This is a genomic window from Achromobacter sp. (assembly GCF_057314935.1).
The window spans coordinates 84,064-104,125 of the sequence record NZ_DBHKZA010000009.1; the positions used below are offsets into that span (position 1 = coordinate 84,064).

17 protein-coding genes are annotated in these 20,062 nt (G+C 67.1%); 14 read left to right on the plus strand and 3 right to left on the minus strand.

What is annotated here, in order from left to right; translation table 11 throughout:
* The first annotated feature begins 105 nt into the window (after positions 1–105).
* From ACO6D5_RS05345 to ACO6D5_RS05385, 9 genes are all read left to right on the plus strand, one after another.
* A complete protein-coding gene (locus ACO6D5_RS05345; RefSeq protein ID WP_183016604.1) occupies positions 106–834 on the plus strand; it encodes a FadR/GntR family transcriptional regulator in 729 nt (242 codons plus the stop codon).
* 96 nt (positions 835–930) lie between these two features.
* Positions 931–1,797 carry a substrate-binding periplasmic protein gene (locus ACO6D5_RS05350; RefSeq protein WP_485824788.1) on the plus strand — a complete coding sequence of 289 codons (867 nt, stop codon included), beginning with the start codon at positions 931–933 and terminating at the stop codon, positions 1,795–1,797.
* Between the two features lie 140 nt (positions 1,798–1,937).
* Positions 1,938–2,786 carry a transporter substrate-binding domain-containing protein gene (locus ACO6D5_RS05355; RefSeq protein WP_315846417.1) on the plus strand — a complete coding sequence of 283 codons (849 nt, stop codon included), beginning with the start codon at positions 1,938–1,940 and terminating at the stop codon, positions 2,784–2,786.
* An 11-nt stretch (positions 2,787–2,797) separates the two neighbouring features.
* Positions 2,798–3,835, plus strand: a complete 1,038-nt coding sequence (locus tag ACO6D5_RS05360; protein ID WP_485824789.1) for an L-idonate 5-dehydrogenase — start codon at positions 2,798–2,800, stop codon at positions 3,833–3,835.
* A 26-nt stretch (positions 3,836–3,861) separates the two neighbouring features.
* Entirely contained in the window at positions 3,862–4,527 is a 666-nt protein-coding gene (locus ACO6D5_RS05365) for an amino acid ABC transporter permease (protein WP_485824790.1), read from the plus strand.
* The gene (locus ACO6D5_RS05370; RefSeq protein ID WP_006227993.1) at positions 4,524–5,183 is read left to right on the plus strand and encodes an amino acid ABC transporter permease; all 660 of its coding nucleotides are present in this window, start codon (positions 4,524–4,526) and stop codon (positions 5,181–5,183) included. Before ACO6D5_RS05365 ends, ACO6D5_RS05370 begins: the two co-directional genes overlap by 4 nt.
* Positions 5,180–5,992 carry an amino acid ABC transporter ATP-binding protein gene (locus ACO6D5_RS05375; RefSeq protein ID WP_485824791.1) on the plus strand — a complete coding sequence of 271 codons (813 nt, stop codon included), beginning with the start codon at positions 5,180–5,182 and terminating at the stop codon, positions 5,990–5,992. The genes ACO6D5_RS05370 and ACO6D5_RS05375 overlap by 4 nt, the downstream gene beginning before the upstream one ends.
* 70 nt (positions 5,993–6,062) lie before the next feature.
* Entirely contained in the window at positions 6,063–7,274 is a 1,212-nt protein-coding gene (gene manD / locus ACO6D5_RS05380; RefSeq protein ID WP_006227995.1) for a D-mannonate dehydratase ManD, read from the plus strand.
* Positions 7,262–8,815, plus strand: a complete 1,554-nt coding sequence (locus ACO6D5_RS05385; RefSeq protein ID WP_485824792.1) for a mannitol dehydrogenase family protein — start codon at positions 7,262–7,264, stop codon at positions 8,813–8,815. The genes manD and ACO6D5_RS05385 overlap by 13 nt, the downstream gene beginning before the upstream one ends.
* 12 nt (positions 8,816–8,827) lie before the next feature.
* Here the strand turns inward: ACO6D5_RS05385 and ACO6D5_RS05390 are convergent, their stop codons facing one another.
* Complete coding sequence (locus ACO6D5_RS05390; protein ID WP_485824793.1) at positions 8,828–9,598, minus strand: class I SAM-dependent methyltransferase; 771 nt, start codon at positions 9,596–9,598, stop codon at positions 8,828–8,830.
* A 94-nt stretch (positions 9,599–9,692) separates the two neighbouring features.
* Between ACO6D5_RS05390 and ACO6D5_RS05395 the strand changes: the two genes are divergently transcribed.
* Positions 9,693–10,526, plus strand: a complete 834-nt coding sequence (locus tag ACO6D5_RS05395; protein WP_315846412.1) for an MmyB family transcriptional regulator — start codon at positions 9,693–9,695, stop codon at positions 10,524–10,526.
* 16 nt (positions 10,527–10,542) lie between these two features.
* Here the strand turns inward: ACO6D5_RS05395 and ACO6D5_RS05400 are convergent, their stop codons facing one another.
* Complete coding sequence (locus tag ACO6D5_RS05400) at positions 10,543–11,220, minus strand: GntR family transcriptional regulator (protein WP_485824794.1); 678 nt, start codon at positions 11,218–11,220, stop codon at positions 10,543–10,545.
* Between the two features lie 167 nt (positions 11,221–11,387).
* Between ACO6D5_RS05400 and ACO6D5_RS05405 the strand changes: the two genes are divergently transcribed.
* The 3 genes from ACO6D5_RS05405 to ACO6D5_RS05415 are packed head-to-tail and all read left to right on the plus strand — an operon-like array spanning position 11,388 to position 14,861.
* The gene (locus ACO6D5_RS05405) at positions 11,388–13,115 is read left to right on the plus strand and encodes an acetolactate synthase catalytic subunit (RefSeq protein ID WP_485824795.1); all 1,728 of its coding nucleotides are present in this window, start codon (positions 11,388–11,390) and stop codon (positions 13,113–13,115) included.
* Positions 13,112–13,867, plus strand: coding sequence for a 3-oxoacyl-ACP reductase (locus tag ACO6D5_RS05410; RefSeq protein ID WP_485824796.1), 756 nt, complete (start codon positions 13,112–13,114; stop codon positions 13,865–13,867). The genes ACO6D5_RS05405 and ACO6D5_RS05410 overlap by 4 nt, the downstream gene beginning before the upstream one ends.
* A 37-nt stretch (positions 13,868–13,904) precedes the next feature.
* Positions 13,905–14,861 carry a tripartite tricarboxylate transporter substrate binding protein gene (locus ACO6D5_RS05415; protein WP_485824797.1) on the plus strand — a complete coding sequence of 319 codons (957 nt, stop codon included), beginning with the start codon at positions 13,905–13,907 and terminating at the stop codon, positions 14,859–14,861.
* Positions 14,862–14,898: 37 nt separating this feature from the next.
* Here the strand turns inward: ACO6D5_RS05415 and mutY are convergent, their stop codons facing one another.
* Positions 14,899–15,987: an A/G-specific adenine glycosylase gene (mutY, locus tag ACO6D5_RS05420; RefSeq protein ID WP_485824798.1), complete on the minus strand. Its 1,089-nt coding sequence runs from the start codon at positions 15,985–15,987 to the stop codon at positions 14,899–14,901.
* A 188-nt stretch (positions 15,988–16,175) separates the two neighbouring features.
* Between mutY and ACO6D5_RS05425 the strand changes: the two genes are divergently transcribed.
* Positions 16,176–19,784 carry an indolepyruvate ferredoxin oxidoreductase family protein gene (locus tag ACO6D5_RS05425; protein WP_485824799.1) on the plus strand — a complete coding sequence of 1,203 codons (3,609 nt, stop codon included), beginning with the start codon at positions 16,176–16,178 and terminating at the stop codon, positions 19,782–19,784.
* Positions 19,785–20,062 lie beyond the last annotated feature (278 nt).

Consider the following 20,062-nt stretch of genomic DNA (forward strand, 5'->3'; position numbering starts at 1 on the left):
TGGCCCCACCTTGCACAACGATGGTTTACCACTTCGATAGTGGTAAACCATTATGGTGGAAATTGGTAAACCACTTATGATTTGGTCTAACCACTTTTAAGATCCATGACACTGCAACTGATCCCCAAACCCGAAGAACCGGCCAGCAAGCCGGTGGCGGACCGCGCCTATGTGCGGCTGGCCGCCCAGATCCAGGCCCTGGTGGCGCAAGGCGAATTCGCCGTCGGCAAGCGTTTGCCGGCTGAACGCGCGCTGGCCGAGCGTTTCGACGTCAGCCGCACTGCGCTGCGCGAAGCCATCATCGCGCTGGAGCTGCAGGGGGTCGTGGAAGTGCGCGGCGGGTCGGGCATCTATGTCTGTGAACCCAAGCCCGGCATCGCCCGCTTGCCGGCTGCCCAGGAAGCTGGCGCTGGGCCGTTCGAGCTGCTGCGCGCGCGTTGCCTGATCGAATCGGAAATCGCCGCGTTGGCGGCCACGACCCGCAACGACGCGGACCTGGACCGCATCTTCGAAGCGCTGACGACGATGCGCGAGCAGATGATGGACAAGGCGGCCAACGAAGAGGCCGACCGCCGCTTTCATCTGTACATCGCGCAGTCCACCGGCAACAGCGTGTTGTTGGCCACGGTGACGTCGATGTGGGATCAGGCCCAGGGACCGATCTGGGAAAAGATCGAACAGCATTTTCATACGCAGGATCTGCGACAGGCGTCGCAGGAAGACCATCAGCGCATTTTCAGCGCGCTGGTGGCAGGCGACGCGCAAGCTGCGCGGCAGGCGATGCGCGCTCACCTTGAACGCGTGATCGGTGAATTTGCGCAGGGGTGGCGGTGACGCGGTAACGCAGGGTAGTACGGCAGGCAGCCCCTGGGCAGAGCGCGGAAGATACCGCGCCCCGGATCCGGGCTTTTCAAGTTCAGGAGATAAGCAATGCAGCAACAGAACAAGGGGAGCCGCGTGTTGACCCGGTGGGCGGCGGCTGCGGTGCTGGCGATGTCCTTGCCGGTGTCCGCCCAAAGCGGCGCCACGGCGACCGGCCTTCCAGCGCCGGGGCAGAGCCCGCGCATCGACGCCATTCGCAAGGCGGGCGAGCTTCGCGTGGGCGTATTGCAGAACGCGCCTTGGCTGATCCAGGACCTGTCCGGAAAAAGCGGCGAAGCGTGGAGCGGCCCCGCCTGGTTGCTGGCCAAGGAATACGCCAAGCAGCTTGGCGTCACATTGACGGCCGTGCCCGTGTCGCACGAGACCAAGGTGCCCGTGCTGGCCGCCAATCAAGTCGACATGACGATCAGCCCGTTGGCCGAGACAGCCGAACGCCTGAAGGTGGTGGACTTCGTGCTGTATTCGGCCACCAGCGTCTGCATGTTCGGCCGCGCGGGCAACGATAAGCTGGCGCGGGCCAAGACCGTCGAAGACCTGAACCAGCCGGATATCACCATCGCCTACTTCACGGGCGGCGCCGAAGAGGCCTGGGTGAAAGCGCGTTTCCCCAAGGCGCGGCTGCGCGCCGTCGCCAACTCAGGCGCCACCGCGCCCATCGAAGAAATCATGGCCAAGCGCGCCGACGCGGCGCCGATCAACCGCGTGCCATGGGTGGGCCTCGCCCACAAGGTGCGCGGCCTGGTGGTGTTTCCCGCCGAAGCCAATTGCCAGCAAAGCACGGAAAAGGCCTCGCCCGTTGGCCTGGCCATCGACAAGAACCAACCCGACTACCTGGCGTGGCTGCGGCAGGTTGCGGCAATGATGAAGCCCGCGTTGGACGCTGACGAAATGCGCATCATCGAACAGACCCAGTAGGCCGTCCGGCCATTCCCCTTTTCAACCGGCACGCGCCTGACGCGTGCGGATCTGGCGATACCGCCGGTGCTTGAACACGCCGGTACCGGGCGTGCCGCCATCGGGCGGCAGACGGCCGGGTTCCCTATAGGAGACTTTGCATGCAACCCCGATTTTTATCGCGCCTTCCCGCCGCCCGCCTGTTCCTGTCCGCCGCGCTGGTGGCAGGCGCGGCCACGGTGCAGGCCCAGACGCCACCCGCGCCTGGCGAAAGCCCCCGCATCGACGCCATCCGCAAGGCGGGCGTGCTGCGGGTCGGCGTGGTCAACAACCCGCCCTGGCTGGTGCAGAACACCACCGGGTCGGGTGAACCCTGGATGGGGTCGTCGTGGCTGCTGGGCAAGGAGTTCGCGCGCTTGCTGGAGGTGAAGATCGTGCCCGTGCAGGTCAGCCACGAGACCAAGGTGCCGGCTCTTATCGCCAATCAGATGGACATCATGATCGGCCCGCTGAACCAGAACGCCGAGCGAGCCAAGATCATCGATTTCGTGACCTTTTCCAACACCAGCGTCTGCATGTTCGGGCTGGCGTCGAATCCGAAATTCACGAACGCCACCAAGGTCGAGGACTTCAACCAGCCCGGCATCACGATGGCCTACTTCTCCGGCGCGGGCGAAGAGCCGCTGGTGCTGCAGAACTTCCCCAACGCGAAGCTGCGGGGCGTGACGAACTCGGGCTCGGTCGCGCCCATCGAGGAAGTGCTGGCAGGCCGTTCGGACGTGGCGCCCCTGAACCGCATGCTGTGGCCCAACATCAGCAAGAAGGTCAAGGGCCTGGCCGTGTTCCCCAAGGAAAACGATTGCCAGGACAGCAAGATCTTCGCGATCGACGCGGGCATGGGCGTCGCCAAGGATCAGGCCGTCTATCTGGACTGGCTGCGCAAGGTGGAAGCACGCATGCATCCGGAACTGGCGGCTGAAGAGCTCCGCATGACCCAAACCCTGAAATAAAGGCGGCCATCATGTTGAACTGCGCAATTCATGGCGCCCAGGACTTGCGCCTGGACGAACAGCTGCCCGAGCCGCTGGCCCCCACGCAAGTGCGGGTGGGCGTCAAGGCCGTGGGTATCTGCGGGTCTGACCTGCACTACTACCGCCACGGCAAAGTGGGCGACTTCGTCATCCGCGAACCGCTGACGCCGGGGCACGAGGCGTCGGGCCAGGTGCTGGAAGTGGGCGCCGCGGTCACCGCCGTCCGCCCGGGCGACCGCGTGGCGCTGGATCCGGCGCGCACTTGCGGGGTGTGTCGCTATTGCCGCCAGGGCGATTCCAACCATTGCGAGGCCGTGTTCTTCTTCGGCAGCGCCAGCCGCTATCCGCACATGCAGGGGGCGATGCGCGAACAGGTGGTGGTGCAGGAAAAGCAGTGCCTGCCGGTGCCGGACAGCCTGTCGTTCGAACTGGCCGCTTTCGGCGAGCCGCTGGCCGTGGCGCTGCATGCGGTGCACAGCGCAGGCAGCCTCCTGGGCAAGACGGTGATGGTGGTGGGCGCCGGGCCGATCGGCGCGCTGATCCTGATGGCGGCGCGCCTGGCCGGCGCCAGCCAGGCGATTGCGGTGGACATCGTCGACGAGACGCTGGCCACCTGCGCCCGCGTAGGCGCCACGCGCACCATCAATGCCGCCCGCGACCCCGCCGCCATCGAGGATCTGGCTGCGGGCAAGGGCTCGGTCGATGTGTGCTTCGAGGCCTCCGGCAACTACGCCGGACTGGCCAATTGCATCCGCGCGACGCGGCCGCGCGGCGTCATCGTGACGGTAGGCACGCTCAGTGGCAGCAGCGAGCAATGCCCTTTCAACCAGATCATGGTCAAGAGCTTGTCTGTCATCGGCAGTTTCCGCTTCGTCGACGAATACGCCTGGGCCGTGGACTACCTGAGCCGCGGCGTGCTCGACGTGTCGCCATTGCTGACAGCCGCGGTGCCGGTCGCCCGCGTGCATGACGCGTTCGCGCTGGCGGCCAACCGCCACCAGGCCATGAAAGTAATGGTGACGTTCTGACGCGCCCTTAGTCCCCCGGAGACTTCATGGATTTCGATTTTTCCCCGCTTGTCGAGAACTGGCGATTCTTCGCCGGCGGCCTTGGCGTCACCGTGGCGCTCAGTGCCGTCACGGCGGTGTCCAGCATCCTGCTGGGCCTCGTGATCGCGCTGCTGCGCCTGTACGGGCCGCGCTGGCTGCGCGGGCTGCTGGTGTTCTACATCGACAGCATGCGCGCCATCCCCGTGCTGGTGGTGCTGGTCTGGATCTACTTCGCCTTCCCGCTGCTGGCCGGCGTGAACTTTGCGCCTTTCTGGGCGGCGCTGGTGGCATTGACCCTGCACATCGCGGCCTATTCGGCCGAGGTGATCCGCGCCGGCATCGAATCGGTGCGGCCGGGGCAGATGCGCGCGGGCCTGGCGCTGGGCATGTCGCGCGCCCAGGCGCTGCGCAAGATCATCCTGCCCCAAGCCACCATCCGCATGCTGCCGGCCTTCGGGTCCGTGCTGACGGTGGCCATCAAGGACACGGCGATCGCCACCGTGATCGCGGTGCCTGAACTGATGCACAAGGCCGAGACCATCGCGGGCCCGAGCTACCGGCCCATCGAAGTCTTCACCGCCGTCATCGTGGCGTACTTCGTGATCCTGTTCCCGGTCACCCGCGGCGTGGACCGGCTGTACCAACGCTACGCACACCTGGGGCGCTCATGAACTTGGACTGGGGAATCATCTGGGATTCGCGCGACGCGCTGCTGCAAGGCGCCGCGATGACCATCATGCTGACGGTGGTGACGATGGCGCTTGCCGTGCCCGGCGGCATGGTGCTGGCGCTGATGCGCCTGTCGTCGAACCGGCTCGCCAACGGCGTGGCCGTCGCCATCGTGGAGTTCTTCCGCAACCTGCCGCTGATCCTGGTGATCTATTGGGCGTTCTACGTGATGCCCATGGCGCTGGACGTGCAGTTCTCGGCGGTGACCACGGCGCTGGTGGCACTGGTGCTGAACGTGTCGGCCTACAACTCGGAAACGTTCCGCGCCGGCATCAATTCGATCCGCAAGGGGCAGATGGAAGCCGCGCTGGCGATGGGCATGTCGCGCCGGCAGGCCATGTTCAAGGTGCTGATCCCGCAGGCCGGGCGCCGCATCCTGCCGGTGCTGGCCAGCACGTGGATCTCGCTGTTCAAGGATACGTCGCTGGTGTCGGTGATCGCGGTAAGCGAGTTGGCCTATGCCTCGATGCAGGTGCGCGCGCAGAGCTTTCGCGTGCTGGAAATGCTGACCGCGATGGCGGTGATCTATTGGCTGATGGGTTATCCCCAGGCCAAGCTGGTCGACTGGATCCATCGCAAATACGGAGTCAAGGAATGAACGACATGATCCTGGAGCAAGAGCCGGCCACGGCGCGCACGGCGTCGGCCGCGCGCAAGGGCGCGGACCAGCCGCCCGTGCTGGTCTATGAGCACGTGCGCAAGGTCTACGGCGATTTCGTGGCGCTGGCCGACGTGTCGCTGCAAGTGAACAAGGGCGAGGTGATGTGCCTGATCGGCCCGTCTGGCTCCGGCAAGTCGACGCTTTTGCGTTGCACCAACGCGCTGGAAAAACTGGATGGCGGGCGCGTGCTGCTGGACGGTGTGGCGTTGCCGGAATCCGAATCCGAGGTGCGCCGTGTGCGCCAGCGCATGGGCATGGTGTTCCAGAGCTTTGAGCTGTTCCCGCACAAGTCCGCGCTGGACAACGTGGCAATGGGGCCGATCACGGTGCTGGGCATGGCGCCAGAGGCGGCGCGCGCCCGCGCCATGGCGCTGTTGGAAAAGGTGGGTCTGGCTGCCAAGGCGGGCAACTTTCCCGCCAACCTGTCCGGCGGCCAGCAGCAGCGCGTGGCGATCGCCCGCGCGCTGGCGATGGAACCCGAAGCGATGCTGTTCGACGAACCCACGTCGGCGCTTGACCCGGAAACGGTGGGCGAAGTGCTGAACGTGATGAAGAAGCTGGCGCAGGAAGGCATGACGATGATCGTCGTGACCCACGAGATGAGCTTTGCGCGGCGCGTGGCCAATTGGGTGGTGGTGTTCGAGAACGGCGCCATCCTGGAGCAGGGCCCGCCCAAGCAGATTTTCGACAACCCGCAAGTCGCCCGCACCCGCGACTTCCTCAGCCATCTGGGCTGGGAAGGCTAGGGCCTGAACGGGGCTCCTTTTGGCATCAACGGGGGCCTAAGACCTTTTCCTGTCTCTACGGAAATCTAAAATGAAAATTACAAACGCACGCGTGATCGTTTGTTCGCCGGGCCGCAATTTCGTGACCCTGAAAATCGAAACCGACCAGGGGCTGACCGGCATCGGCGACGCCACCCTGAACGGGCGCGAGCTGGCCGTGTCGGCCTACCTGACCGAACACGTCATCCCCTGCCTGATCGGGCGGGACGCGCATCAGATCGAAGACATCTGGCAGTACCTCTACAAGGGCGCGTATTGGCGCCGGGGGCCGGTCACCATGACCGCCATCGCCGCCGTGGACACGGCGCTGTGGGACTTGAAGGCCAAGGCTGCCGGCCTGCCGCTGTATCAGCTGCTGGGCGGCAAGAGCCGCAGCGGCGTGATGGTCTACGGGCATGCCAACGGGTCGGACATCGAGCACACGGTGGATGAAGTGCTGCGCTACGCCGACATGGGCTACCGCGCCATCCGCGCGCAAAGCGGCGTGCCGGGCCTGGACAAGGTCTACGGCGTGGGCCGCGGCAATCTGTTCTACGAACCCGCCGACGCCGACCTGCCCAGTGAGCACGACTGGTCCACCGAGAAGTACCTGCGCCACACGCCGCAACTGTTCGAACGCATCCGCGAAAAGCTGGGCTTCGACCATCACCTGCTGCATGACGTGCACCATCGCCTGACGCCCATCGAAGCCGGGCGCCTGGGCAAGTCGCTGGAACCCTACAACCTGTTCTGGATGGAGGATGCGACCCCGGCCGAGAACCAGGAGGCGTTCCGCCTGATCCGCCAGCACACCACCACGCCGCTGGCCGTGGGCGAGATCTTCAATTCGATCTGGGACTGCAAGGACCTCGTGCAGAACCAGCTGATCGACTACATCCGGACCACCGTGGTGCACGCGGGCGGCATCACGCATCTGCGCCGCATCGCGGATCTGGCCTCGCTGTATCAGGTGCGCACCGGCTGCCACGGCGCCACCGACCTGTCGCCCGTCTGCATGGGGGCGGCGCTGCACTTCGACCTGTGGGTGCCCAACTTCGGCATCCAGGAATACATGCGCCACACGGACGAGACGGATGCCGTCTTCCCGCATGCGTACACGTTCGACCAGGGCATGCTGTATCCCGGCGACGTGCCGGGCCATGGCGTCGACATCGACGAGAAGCTGGCCGCCAAGTATCCGTACAAGCGCGCCTACCTGCCGGTGAACCGCCTGCAGCAGGACGGGACGCTATGGAACTGGTAGCCGCCGGCGCGGCGCGCCTGTCGCCCGCGGGCTTGCCGGCGCTGCCGGACGCGGTGGCGCGCCCCGGCTATGACCGCGCCGCGTTGCGCGTGGGCATTGTGCATCTGGGCCTGGGGGCGTTCGCGCGCGCGCATCTGGCCGCCGTCAACGACGCCGCGCTGCATGCCGGCGCGGACCGTGGCTGGGGGATTTGCGGCGTCTCGTTGCGCCAGGCCGATACGCGCGACGCGCTGGCGCCGCAGGACGGGTTGTACGCCTTGGCCTTGCGTAGCGCCGATGCAACGGGGCAGCCGCGCCAGCAGGTGGCGGTCATCGGCTGCCTGCTGGAAACCCTGGTCGCGCCGGAAGATCCGCAGGCGGTGCTGGCGCGCATCGCGCATGCGGACACGCGCATCGTCAGCGTCACCGTTACCGAGAAGGGCTATTGCCATGATCCGGCCAGCGGTCGGCTGAACCTGGACCATCCCGACATCGTGCACGACCTGGGCCAGCCGCTGGCGCCGCGCAGCACGATCGGGTTCCTTGCGTGGGGCTTGCAACAGCGGCGGGCGGCGGGGCTTGGGCCCATCACGCTGATGTCGCTGGACAACCTGCCCAGCAACGGCCATCTGCTGCGCGGCATGGTGCTGGCGTTTGCCGAGCAGGTCGACCGCGCCTTGGCGGCATGGATCGCGTCGTCCTGCGCGTTTCCGTGTTCGATGGTGGACCGCATCGTGCCCCGCACCACGGACGACGACCGACGCCAGGTGGCCGACGCGTTGGGCGTGCAGGATGCCTGGCCGGTGCTGGCCGAGCCGTATCTGGAATGGGTGGTGGAAGACCGCTTTGCCGCCGGCAGGCCGGACTGGACGGCGGGCGGCGCGCGCTTCGTGGCCGAGGCCGCGCCCTTCGAAACGCTGAAGCTGCGCATGGTCAACGGCGCGCATTCGGCGCTGGCCTATCTGTCGGTGACGGCCGGTTGGGCGACGGTGGACCAGGCGATGGCCCAGCCTGCCTTGAAGGCCTATCTGGGTACGCTGATGCGCGACGAGATCGTGCCGACCCTGCCGGCGTTGCCTGGCCTGGACCTGGCGCAATATCAAGCCCGTTTGCTGCAGCGCTACGAGAACCCGGCGCTCAAGCATCAGACTCGGCAGATCGCGATGGACGGCTCGCAGAAGCTGCCGCAGCGCCTGCTGGATACGGTGCGCGCGCGGCTGGCGGCGGACCTGCCCATATCCGGCCTGGCGCTGGCCGTGGCGGGGTGGCTGCATTTCTTGCGGGGTGTGGATCAGGCCGGACGCCGCTACGAGATCCAGGACCCCATGGCCGACCGCCTGGCGCAGCAGTACGCGCGGGCGGAAGAGGCGGCGCAAGGCGCGGGGGAGGGGCCGGCGGCGATGTTGGCCTGGGCCGGATCGTTGACGAGCCTGGCGCCGGTGTTCGGGGGTCTGGGCCAGGACCCCCGCTTCGTGCGGGCCGTGGCGCAGGCGGCGCAGTCCTTGCGCAGCCAGGGCGTGGGCGGCGCGCTGGCTGCGTTGGCCCGGCCCGCGCCCCGCTGATCCAGGATCGGATCAGCCCGGCTTCTTCACCACGATCGTGGCCGTGTCGCTGGTGAAGGAGCTGTCTTCCTGCACGTCGAAGTGCGCGCGCACTACGTCCGGCGCAATGCCGAACATGTGGCGCAGCGCCGCCACCAGCGTGTCCGGCGTGCGCATGCGGGTGACCCAGGTCTGGAACTCCAGCGGCAGGCGGCGCGGCGACAGCCCTTGCAGCGTGAAACCCGCTTCGGTCAGCATGCGGGTCCATTCCGCCACCGAGTAGTCGCGCACGTGCGAGGTGTCGCGCAGCACTTCGATGGTCTGCAGCCAGGTATCCAGCAGCGGCTCGCCGGGCGAGACCACGTCGGCGAACACGGCGATGCCGCCGGGTTTGAGCACGCGGAAGGCTTCGCGCAGGCCGCGTCCCGCGTCCTGCCAGTGGTGGGTGGAATAGCGTGACATCACCAGGTCGAATTCACCGTCGGCGAACGGCAGGTATTCGGCCTTGCCTTGACAGGTGACGAGGTTGGCCAGGCCGCGCTTGGCGGCTTCGGCCGCCACCACGTCCAGCATCTGCTGCGACAGGTCGTAGGCCGTGACGTGGCGGACTTCGGGCGCGACGTGAAAGCTGACGTGGCCGCCACCACAGCCCAGGTCCAGCACGCGCGCGTCGGGGTGCTGGCGCGCAATGCCGGCCATTTGCTGCAGGTCTTCGCCCTGGGCGTGGACGGCGCTGGTCAGATAGGCGGTGGCGCGGGGGCTGAATTGGCGGTCGACGGCGGCGTCGTGGGTACTGGCGGTCATGGATATCCTCGAAGGGTCTGGGTGCGGAACAGCGGGTGCAGGAGCTAAGATAGGCGGGCCCGTATACACGTACAAGCCCATTGCTTATCCTGGTATGACTACTTCCCCCCTTGCCGGCGCCGCCAATCACGACGGTTCCCCCTTGCGCCGGCAGGCGCTGGGCGAATTCGTCCGCAGCGCCCGTTCCCGCATCACCCCGCAGATGGCCGGATTGCCCGAGGGCATGCGCCGCCGCACGCCGGGGCTGCGGCGCGAAGAAGTCGCCCAGCTGTGCGGCATCAGCGTCACCTGGTACACCTGGATCGAGCAGGGGCGGGAAGTCTCGGTGTCGCCGTCGGTGTGGTCGCGCATCGCGGGCGTGCTGCAGCTGGCCCGCGCCGAGCGGGCCTACCTGTTCGACCTGGCCGACTGCGCCGATCCGCAGCACGCGCGCGACGACGCGGGCGCCGCACCTGGTCCGCTGCAGGAATGCGTGAACGCGATCGACGCGCCCGCCTACGTGCTGGACCGCGCCTGGAACGTGCTGGCCTACAACGAGCCCTTGCGCGACCTGTTCGATGACTGGCCCACGCGCGACGCCGAACCGAACCTGCTGCGCTACATCTTCATGGACCCGGCCGCGCGCGAACTGGTCGTGGACTGGGATCAGCGCGCCCGCCGCGTCGTGGCGGAGTTTCGCGCGGACGCCGGCGCGCACCTGGACGAACCGGCGGTGCTGGGCCTGCTGGATACGCTAAGCCGCCAGAGCCCGGTGTTCGCCCATTGGTGGACGCGCCACGCCGTGGTCGAGCGCGAGGGCGGTTTGCGTGAATTCCAGCACCCCCGCGACGGCAAGCTGGCGTTCCAGCAGATCACGTTCCGGCTGGCGACCCATCCGGACCTGAAGCTGGTGATGCTGCTGAGCGGGGCGGGGCAGGCCGAGGCTTGAGCGGCCCGCAGGCGGGCTACTTGGCCAGCCCGTGCTCGGTCAGGTAACGGATGAGGAATTCGCCGTGGCCTTCGATGTCGCGGCGGATTTCGCGCACGACCGCTTCGGTGTCGCCGCTTTGCAGGCCCGCGATGATGCCCTCGTGCGGATGCACGCCGGGCAGGGTGGGAAACGGCGGGGTGTACAGATAGGACAGGTAGGACGCTGTCTGCACCCACAGGTTTTCGATCATCGACAGCAGATGCGGCATCTGCGCGGCCGAGTACAGCGCGAAGTGGAAGTCGAAATTGCGGGCCAGCACCGGGGCCATCAACTGCTGTTGCCGGCTTGCCATCAGGTTGGCGTGGATGCCGCGCAGTTCGTCGATCAGCGCGGGCGTGGCCAGCGGGGCGGCGCGCCGGGCGGCGAAGCATTCAAGCTCAAGCCGGATGCTGCGCAGTTCCTGCAGTTGCGCCACGGTCAGTTCGGGCACTCTGACCGATTTGCCGGGGCTGAGCGTCAATGCGCGCTCCGACACCAGTTGCAGCAGCGCTTCGCGCACGGGCGTCTGGCTCACGCCAAGCGTGTCGGTGATCGAGCGCAGCGTGATGGTGTCGCCCGGGCGCAACTCGCCCATCATGATCTTCTGCTTGATTTCGCGGTAGATGCGGGCGGTCATGTTCTCCCGCTGCATCGGCGCCAAATTGATGGTCATCCTGTGTTCCTGGTCGGCTGGGCCGCCGCATGCCCAGCGTGGGGGCGGCTCGCGTAGCGCGATTCTACCGTCCTCTCGTCCCTAATTTTACATTTTATAAAAAATAAAATAATTGACCGACGTCTTTGCCAGCATCTATATTTTATAAAATATAAACAGGAGACGAGATGTCGACGCTGCATCCCTTGAACGCACCCGGCCTGAACAACCACGGCACCGTGGCGCACTTGATCGCCAAGGCGTTGATACGCCATGGCGTCACCCATGTGTTCGGGCAGAGCCTGCCCAGCATGCTGCACCTGGCTTGCGAGGAACTGGGTTTGACCCAGGTGGCCTATCGCAGCGAGAACGCGGGCGGGTACATGGCGGACGCCTACGCCCGCATCACCGGAAAGCCCGCCATCGTGACGGCGCAGAACGGGCCGGCGGCCACGTTGCTGGTGCCGCCGCTGGCCGAGGCGCTGAAGGTGTCGATACCCGTCATTGCGCTGGTGCAGGACGTCAACCGCGATCAGACGGACAAGAACGCGTTCCAGGAATTCGACCATCTGGGGCTGTTCGCATCGTGCACGAAGTGGGTGCGACGCGTCACCGAGGCGTCGCGGGTCGAAGACTATGTGGACCAGGCGTTCGCCATCGCTTGCTCGGGCCGTCCCGGCCCGGTGGCCCTGATGCTGCCGGCCGACCTGCTCAACGAGGCCGCCGCGGCCTCGCAGCGCCATGCCAGCCTGGGGCACTTCCCGCTGGATCGCAGTGTGGCTGCCAGCGATGCGGTGCGAGCCGCGGCGGATTTGCTGGCCAGCGCGCAACGGCCGGTCGTGGTCGCCGGCGGCGGCGTGCATGTGTCGGGCGCGAGCCAGGCCTTGGCCGCCTTGCAGGAAACGGCCCATCTGCCCGTGGGCACCACCGTGATGGGCAAGGGCGCCACCGACGAACGGCACCCCTTGTCGCTTGGCGTGGTCGGTTACTTCATGGGGCCCAACGGCGCCAGCCGCGACTTGCGCCCGTTGATCGCGGACGCCGACGTCGTCCTGCTGGTCGGGACGCGCACCAACCAGAACGCGACCGACTCCTGGAAGCTGTATCCGAAGAACGCCCGCTACATCCATATCGACGTGGACGGCGCCGAGATCGGCCGCAACTACGAAGCGCTGCGCCTGGCGGGCGACGCGCGTGAAACCTTGCTGGCCCTGGACCGCGAGCTGGGCAGCCGCGACCTGTCCGCGGCCCAGGCGCGCCGTGCCGGCCTGGAGGCCGCCATCGAATCGGGCAAGGCATCTTCCTGGGAGGCGTCGCGCGCCGTCCGCCTGTCGGATCAGCAACCCATCCGCCCCGAACGCCTGCTGGAGGAAATCCGCCATGATGTGGACGAAAACACGATCGTCGTCGCGGACGCCAGCTATTCCTCGATCTGGATCGCCAACTACCTGACCTCGCTGGCGCCGGGGATGCGCTTTCTGACGCCGCGCGGGCTGGCGGGCCTGGGCTGGGGCTTTCCGATGGCCATGGGCGCCAAGGTGGCGCGTCCCGAGGCGCACGTGGTGTGCGTCGTGGGCGACGGAGGCTTCGGCCACGTGTGGTCGGAACTGGAGACCGCGCGCCGCATGGGCATCAAGGTCACGCTGGTCGTCATCAACAACGGCATTCTGGGCTTCCAGAAGCACGCCGAGAACGTGAAGTTCGGCGCGCATACGTCCGCCGTGCATTTCCATCCGGTGGACCATGCGGCGGTGGCGCGCGCGGCGGGATGCCTGGGCGTGCGCATCGAGGCGCCGGCGGATCTGGCCGGCGCGCTGCGCGAGGCGCGCAACGCCGACCTGACGACGCTGATCGAAGTCATGTGCGACGAGAACGCTTTCCCTCCCATCACCTTCTTCACGGCGGACCAGGCATGAAACAGGATCCGAGCAAAGTCGCGCTGGTGACGGGCGCGGGCCGGGGCATCGGCCTGGAGGTCGCGCGCCTGCTGCTGGCCAAGGGCTACCGCGTGCTGGCCGTCAGCCGCGAGGGCGTGGACGCGCAACGCCTGGGCGGAGCCAGCGCGCAACTGCGCACCGAGCGGGCCGACGTCACCGATTACGCCGCCATGCAGGCGCTGGTGGACAGCGCGCGCGAGCAATGGGGGCCCGTGTCGGTGCTGATGAACAACGCGGGCATCTCGCCCAAGCAGGCCGACGGGAATTCCTCCGGCATCCTGGACATCACCCCTGCGGAATGGGAGTCGGTGCTGCAGGTCAACCTGACGTCGATCCTGCGCCTGTGCCAGATGGTGCTGCCCGGCATGCGCGATCAGGGCTGGGGGCGCATCGTCAATGTGTCGTCGCTGGCGGGCCGCGCCAAATCGCTGGTGGCGGGCGGCAGCTACATGGCGTCCAAGGCGGGCGTGCTGGGACTGACCCGCGCCATCGCCGCCGAGATGGCGCCGCACGGCATCACGGCCAATGCCATTACGCCGGGGCGCATCCTGACCGAAATGGCGCAGCAGGCCGCGCCGTCGGTCAACGAGAACTACGCGGCGCAGATCCCCGTCCGTCGCCTGGGCACGCCCGAAGAGGTCGCGGCGGCGATGGTGTTCCTGGCCGCGGAGGAGGCGGGCTTCATCAACGGGGCCATCCTCGATATCAATGGCGGCTTCTACATGCCTTGAGCATGCAGCCCCTATAAAAAACCACAAGGAGACAAGCATGAAAGCAGCATCGATGCTGGCGGCGCTGGCCGCCGCCGCGATAAGCGTCACGGCTACCCCCGCGCTGGCGTGGCCCGACAAGGAGGTGACGCTGACGGTGAACTACGGCGCCGGCGGCAACACCGACGTCGCCAGCCGTGAACTGGCCCGCGCGATGGAGGCGGACCTGGGCCGCGCCGTGGTGGTCTTCAACCGCCCGGGCGCGCTAGGCACCATCGGCCCGGCCTACGTGGCCAAGCAGCAGGCCGACGGCTACAACGTGGGCGTGGTGACCTTGTCGTCCATCGCCATCATGCCGCACCTGATGACCATCCCCTACACCGCCCGCGACTTCGAATTCGTGGCGGCCTACGGCCGTTACCGCTACGGGGTCGTGGTGCGCGCGGATTCCCCCTACAAGAGCGTGGCCGATCTGGTCGCGGCGGGCAAGCAAGGCCCGGGCATCTTCTTCGGCGCGCCGTCCGCACCCAACAACCTGGCCATGTTCGACCTGGGCCGGGTCACGGGCGCGAAGTTCGAGCAGGTGTCGTACAAGTCGGGCAGCGAAACCGTGTCGGCCTTGCTGAGCAAGCAGGTCGATGCCATCGTCCAGAACCCGTCGGATGTCACGAGCTACATCCAGGCCGGCCGCTTGCGTCTGCTGGCCTCGGCCAGCCCGATCCGCTGGCCGGAATTCCCGGACGTGCCCACCCTGAAGGAAGCGGGCTACGACGTGGAGATCGATTCGTGGCTGGGGCTCGCGGTGCCCAAGGGCACGCCGGATGCCGTGCGCGTCCGCCTGGAGCAATCGGCCAAGGCGGCCGTGGCTTCGGAACGCCTGCAGCAGACCTACAAGCAGCTGGGCGTCGACCCGGTGTGGATGTCGGGGCAGGATTACGCGAAGATGGTCGACACGACCTTTGATCAGATGGGCCGCGCCATCAAGGCCGCCAATCTGCCGCGCATGACCAACTGAGCCGCCGGCAACCGGCCGCCGCGCGCGAGCGCGGCGGTTATCGTTCGCCGGTCGAAAACAGGCTGTCCTGCATCCCCGCGTCAACCAGCCCCTGCAGCAGCTTCTTGACCGGCGCGGGCAGCGCCATGGACGCCAGGTTGTTCGCGTGGACCCAACGTTCCGGCAGCGCCGATTCGCGCAGGCTGGCCGCGCGCACGGGCACCAGCCACGGGCGGATGTGCAGGCGGTAGTGCGTGAAGGTGTGGGCGAAGGCAGCCAGTTCGAAGCGTTGTTCGGGCTCCAGGCCCAGCGCGCGCGATGCGGCGTCGGGGTCGCCCGACACGTCGAATTCAGGCAGGCTCCACAGGCCGCCCCAGATGCCGGGTTCGGGCCGCTGCTGCAACAGGAAAGCCCCCTGGTGTTGCAGCACCAACATACAGGTCTCGCGTTCCGGTATCGCCTTGCGCACCTTGGGGGTGGGCAGTTCGCCCTGGCGGCCCTCGCGGCGGGCGACGCAACTGTCGGCCACCGGGCATTTGTCGCAAGCGGGCTTGCCGCGCGTGCACAGCGTGGCGCCCAGATCCATCAACCCTTGCGTGTAGGCGGCCATGTCCAGGCCGGGGGCGGCTTCGACTTGCGCGTCGGCCAACGCCCATAGCCGCGTTTCGATTTCGCGTTTGGCGGGATCGCCGGCGATGCCGAAGTGGCGGGTGAACACGCGCTTGACGTTGCCGTCCAGGATGGGCGACCGCTCGCCGTAGGCGAACGCCGCAATCGCCGCCGCCGTGGACCGGCCGATGCCGGGCAGCGTTGCGATGGCATCCGCGGCGGGGGGGAAGCGGCCGCCCCAATCGCGCGCGATCTCCTGCGCGCAACGGTGCAGGTTGCGGGCGCGGGCGTAGTAGCCCAGCCCGGCCCAATACGGCATCACGTCTTCCTGCGCGGCGGCGGCCAGCGCGGCCACGTCCGGGAAGCGTTGCAGGAAGCGGTCGTAATAGGGGATCACGGTGGCCACTTGCGTCTGCTGCAACATGATCTCGGACAGCCAGATCCGATACGGGTCACGCGTGTTTTGCCAGGGGAGATCGTGGCGGCCATGCTGGCGCTGCCAGGCGACGATACGAGGGGCGAATTCCATGGCGCACATTATCGCACCGCGCTCTTGCCGGGGGCGGGGCGACCGGTTACAACGAACCAGGGCCCGTTGCTGCTGACAGGCCCCACCTAGAGCGCGAAAGCGCCATCACTTCACTTTCACGGCCCTTGTTGGCCCGCGGGCGCGCATGGCGCGCGACGCGAAGCTGGTGGGGGCCTCCAGGATCTTGGAGTCGAGACATGAATGCCCCCCTGTCGCCCGCCCTGCGCGCCGCGCTTGAATCCGTCCAGCTGGACGACAAATACACCCTGGAATCCGGCCGCGCCTGGATGAGCGGCATCCACGCCCTGGTCCGCCTGCCCATGATGCAGCGCGTGCGGGATGTGCGGGCGGGGTTGAACACGGCGGGCTTCGTGTCGGGCTACCGAGGGTCGCCGCTGGGCGGCGTGGACCAGAACATGTGGAAGGCGGCCAAGTACCTGAAGGCCCACCACGTCGAGTTCCAGCCCGGCATCAACGAAGACCTGGCCGCCACCGCCGTCTGGGGGTCGCAGCAGGTCAACCTGTTCCCCGGCGCCAAGTACGACGGCGTATTTGGCATGTGGTACGGCAAAGGCCCCGGCGTGGACCGCTGCGGCGACGTCTTCAAGCACGCCAACGCGGCGGGCACCTCGCGCCACGGCGGCGTGCTGGTAGTGGCGGGCGACGACCATCCGGCCAAGTCTTCCACGCTGCCGCACCAGAGCGACCATATCCTGAAGGCCTGCATGATCCCGGCGCTGTTTCCCGCCAGCGTCCAGGAAGTGCTGGATTTCGGCCTGCACGGCTGGGCGATGAGCCGCTACGCCGGCGTATGGGTGGGCATGAAATGCATCACCGACATCGTGGAAGTGTCGGCCTCGGTGGACGTGGATCCGCGTCGCGTGCGGATCCAGTTGCCCGAAGACTTCCTGATGCCGGCCGACGGCCTGAACATCCGGGTGCCCGACACGCCGCTGCAACAAGAGGCCCGGCTGCTGGACTACAAGCTGTACGCCGCGCTGGCCTACGCCCGCGCCAACACGCTCAACCGCGAGCTTTGGCATGTGCCCGGCCGCGATGCGCGCTTCGGCATCATGACGTCAGGCAAGGCGTACCTGGACACGCGCCAGGCGCTGTCCGACCTGGGGTTGTCCGAAGCCGTCTGCCAGCGCATCGGTCTGCGCCTGTTCAAGGTGGGCATGGTGTGGCCGCTGGAATCCACCGGTACGCAGCAGTTCGCCGAAGGCCTGGACGAGATCCTGGTCGTCGAGGAAAAGCGCCAGGTGCTGGAATACCAGTTGAAGGAAGAACTGTTCAGCTGGATCGGCAGCGGCAAGAAGATTCCGCGCGTGGTCGGCAAGTTCGACGACAAGGACGGCGGCGAATGGTCGGTGCCGCAAGGTAATTGGCTGCTGCCCGCGCACTACGAGTTTTCGCCGGCGATGGTCGCGAAGGCGATCGCCGCGCGCCTCTTGCGCTTTGAATTGCCCGAGGACGTGCGCGCCGGCATCGTCGCCCGGCTGGATTTCATCAGCGGCCGAGAACAGGCGCTGGCACGCCCGCGCGTCGTCGAAGAGCGCAAGCCCTGGTTCTGTTCGGGCTGTCCGCACAACACGTCGACCCGCCTGCCGGAAGGTTCGCGTGGCATGGCCGGCATCGGCTGCCACTACATGGTGCGGTGGATGGACCGCAACACGGAGGTCTACACGCAGATGGGCGGCGAGGGGGTGCCCTGGGTGGGCCAGGCGCCGTTCACCGAGGAAAAGCACGTTTTCGCCAACCTGGGCGACGGAACGTATTTCCATTCCGGCCTGCTGGCCATCCGCGCGGCCGTCGCGGCCAAGGTGCCGATCACCTACAAGATCCTGTTCAACGACGCCGTCGCCATGACGGGCGGGCAGCCCGTCGATGGCCCGATCAGCGTGCCGATGATCAGCCGCCAGATGGCCGCCGAAGGCATCGACAAGATCGTCGTCGTGACGGACGACCCGGACAAATACAACGACGTCTCTGACCTGGCGCCGGGCGTGCCGGTGATGCACCGCGACGAACTGGACGCGGTGATGCGCGAACTGCGCGAGCATCCCGGGGTATCGGTGCTGATCTATGACCAGACCTGCGCCACCGAAAAGCGCCGTCGGCGCAAGCGCAACGCCTACCCCGATCCGGCGCGCCGCGTCGTCATCAACGAACGCGTCTGCGAAGGCTGCGGCGACTGTTCGCAGAAGTCGCATTGCCTGTCGGTGGAGCCGCTGGAAACCGAGTTCGGCCGCAAGCGCGCCATCAACCAATCCAGCTGCAACAAGGACTTCTCCTGTCTGAAGGGCTTCTGCCCCAGCTTCGTGACGGTGGAAGGCGGCAAGCTGAGAAAGCCCCAGGCCTTGTCGCAGGAAGGCTTCATCGACGAAGCGGTGCCGGCCCCGCGCCCGCCCGCGCTGGATCAGCCCTATGGTGTCTTCATCGCCGGCGTCGGCGGTACGGGCGTGGTCACCATCGGCCAATTGCTGGGCATGGCGGCGCACCTGGAAGGCAAGGGCTGTTCGGTGCTGGACATGGCCGGCCTGGCGCAAAAGGGCGGCGCCGTGTATTCGCACGTGGTGCTGGCGCAATCGCCCGACCACCTGATGAATACGCGGGTCGCCATGGGCGAGGCCGACCTGCTGCTGGCGGGCGACCTCGTGGTCGCCACCAGCGCGGACAGCATGGCGCGCCTGCGCCCGGGCCGCACGCGTGCGCTGCTGAACCGCGACAACGCGCCGACCGCCGCCTTCGTCTCCAACCCTGATTGGACGCTGCCCGGCGCCAACCTGACCGCCGACCTGCAGGCGGCCTGCGGCAAGGAGAACCTGCACACGGTGGACGCGGCCGCGATGGCGGTGGTGTTGCTGGGCGACGCCATCTACGCCAACCCCCTGATGATGGGCTACGCCTACCAGAAGGGCTGGATCCCGCTGTCGCAAGAGGCGCTGCTGCGCGCGATCGAGCTCAACGGCCAGCAAGTCGCGAACAACCAGGCTGCCTTCGCCTGGGGCCGCCGCGCCGCGCACGACATGGCCGACGTGATGCGGATCCTGGCCAATGGCGGCATGCCGATCGCCCCGCCCGAAGACATCATCGAAATCAAGCGCCCGCGCGCCGCGCCCGTGACCGAACTGAAGAAGCCCAACGGTGAGTTGGCACAGCGGGTGGCGGTGCGCAAGGCGTTCCTGACGCAGTACCAGGACGAGGCCTACGCCAAGCAGTACACGGACCTGGTGGACAAGGTGGCCCGCGCGGAACAGGAGGCCACCGGCACGAACCGCCTGGCGATGGCCGTGGCGCGCAACTATTTCAAGCTGATGGCCTACAAGGACGAGTACGAAGTGGCGCGCCTGTATTCGGACGGCGAGTTCGTGAAGAAGGTCGGCGAACAGTTCGAAGGCGATTGGAAACTGCGCTTTCACCTGGCCCCGCCGTTGTTCGCACGCCGCGACAAGCAGGGCCATCTGATCAAGCGCAGCTACGGGCCGGGCATGCTGAAGGTGTTCGGCGTGCTGGCGAAACTGCGGCGGTTCCGCGGGACGCGGCTGGACGTGTTCGGCTACACGGCGGAACGGCGCGCGGAACGCGAACTGATCCGGGAGTACCGGGAGACGTTGACCGCGGTTCTGTCGAAATTGAATCGCGGGAACCTGGAGAAAGCGGTGATGTTAGCGAGCCTGCCGGAAGAGATCAGAGGCTACGGACATATCAAAGAAGCGGCGATGGAGAAGGTGGCGGGGAAGCGGGAGGAGTTGCTGCGGGAATTTAGTGCGCGGGTGGTGGCTATTGGGGTGCGGGCGGCTTGATGGATCTGGTGTTGTTGTTGTTGTTGTGGCGGGTGGTTCTTGTGACGCCCGTCACGTTGGCGGCCTGGGGCGCGCGGGGCAACGATTGCGGTCCGGAGCCTTCGCTCCGGACGTCCCCGTCGTCATCCTCGTCCGCCTTCGGCTCCCTACGGATTCCCTCGGGCTTATCGACGCCCCGCGCACCCCAGGCCGCCAACGCGACGGGCTGCATTGAGAGCAATTTCTCGGTCGCTGGGGAGGGCGGTGTGCTTAGGGTCCTTCTCCACGGGGTGGGGAGG

Excerpts from the sequence above, each read along its gene's own strand:
- ACO6D5_RS05365 (WP_485824790.1), top strand. The coding sequence starts at position 3,862 with ATGGATTTCGATTTTTCCCCGCTTGTCGAGAACTGGCGATTCTTCGCC.
- ACO6D5_RS05375 (WP_485824791.1), top strand. The coding sequence starts at position 5,180 with ATGAACGACATGATCCTGGAGCAAGAGCCGGCCACGGCGCGCACGGCG.
- mutY (WP_485824798.1), bottom strand. The coding sequence starts at position 15,987 with ATGTGCGCCATGGAATTCGCCCCTCGTATCGTCGCCTGGCAGCGCCAG.
- ACO6D5_RS05415 (WP_485824797.1), top strand. The coding sequence starts at position 13,905 with ATGAAAGCAGCATCGATGCTGGCGGCGCTGGCCGCCGCCGCGATAAGC.
- ACO6D5_RS05385 (WP_485824792.1), top strand. The coding sequence starts at position 7,262 with ATGGAACTGGTAGCCGCCGGCGCGGCGCGCCTGTCGCCCGCGGGCTTG.
- ACO6D5_RS05395 (WP_315846412.1), top strand. The coding sequence starts at position 9,693 with ATGACTACTTCCCCCCTTGCCGGCGCCGCCAATCACGACGGTTCCCCC.
- manD (WP_006227995.1), top strand. The coding sequence starts at position 6,063 with ATGAAAATTACAAACGCACGCGTGATCGTTTGTTCGCCGGGCCGCAAT.
- ACO6D5_RS05350 (WP_485824788.1), top strand. The coding sequence starts at position 931 with ATGCAGCAACAGAACAAGGGGAGCCGCGTGTTGACCCGGTGGGCGGCG.
- ACO6D5_RS05405 (WP_485824795.1), top strand. The coding sequence starts at position 11,388 with ATGTCGACGCTGCATCCCTTGAACGCACCCGGCCTGAACAACCACGGC.
- ACO6D5_RS05410 (WP_485824796.1), top strand. The coding sequence starts at position 13,112 with ATGAAACAGGATCCGAGCAAAGTCGCGCTGGTGACGGGCGCGGGCCGG.
- ACO6D5_RS05425 (WP_485824799.1), top strand. The coding sequence starts at position 16,176 with ATGAATGCCCCCCTGTCGCCCGCCCTGCGCGCCGCGCTTGAATCCGTC.
- ACO6D5_RS05390 (WP_485824793.1), bottom strand. The coding sequence starts at position 9,598 with ATGACCGCCAGTACCCACGACGCCGCCGTCGACCGCCAATTCAGCCCC.
- ACO6D5_RS05370 (WP_006227993.1), top strand. The coding sequence starts at position 4,524 with ATGAACTTGGACTGGGGAATCATCTGGGATTCGCGCGACGCGCTGCTG.
- ACO6D5_RS05360 (WP_485824789.1), top strand. The coding sequence starts at position 2,798 with ATGTTGAACTGCGCAATTCATGGCGCCCAGGACTTGCGCCTGGACGAA.
- ACO6D5_RS05345 (WP_183016604.1), top strand. The coding sequence starts at position 106 with ATGACACTGCAACTGATCCCCAAACCCGAAGAACCGGCCAGCAAGCCG.
- ACO6D5_RS05400 (WP_485824794.1), bottom strand. The coding sequence starts at position 11,220 with ATGACCATCAATTTGGCGCCGATGCAGCGGGAGAACATGACCGCCCGC.
- ACO6D5_RS05355 (WP_315846417.1), top strand. The coding sequence starts at position 1,938 with ATGCAACCCCGATTTTTATCGCGCCTTCCCGCCGCCCGCCTGTTCCTG.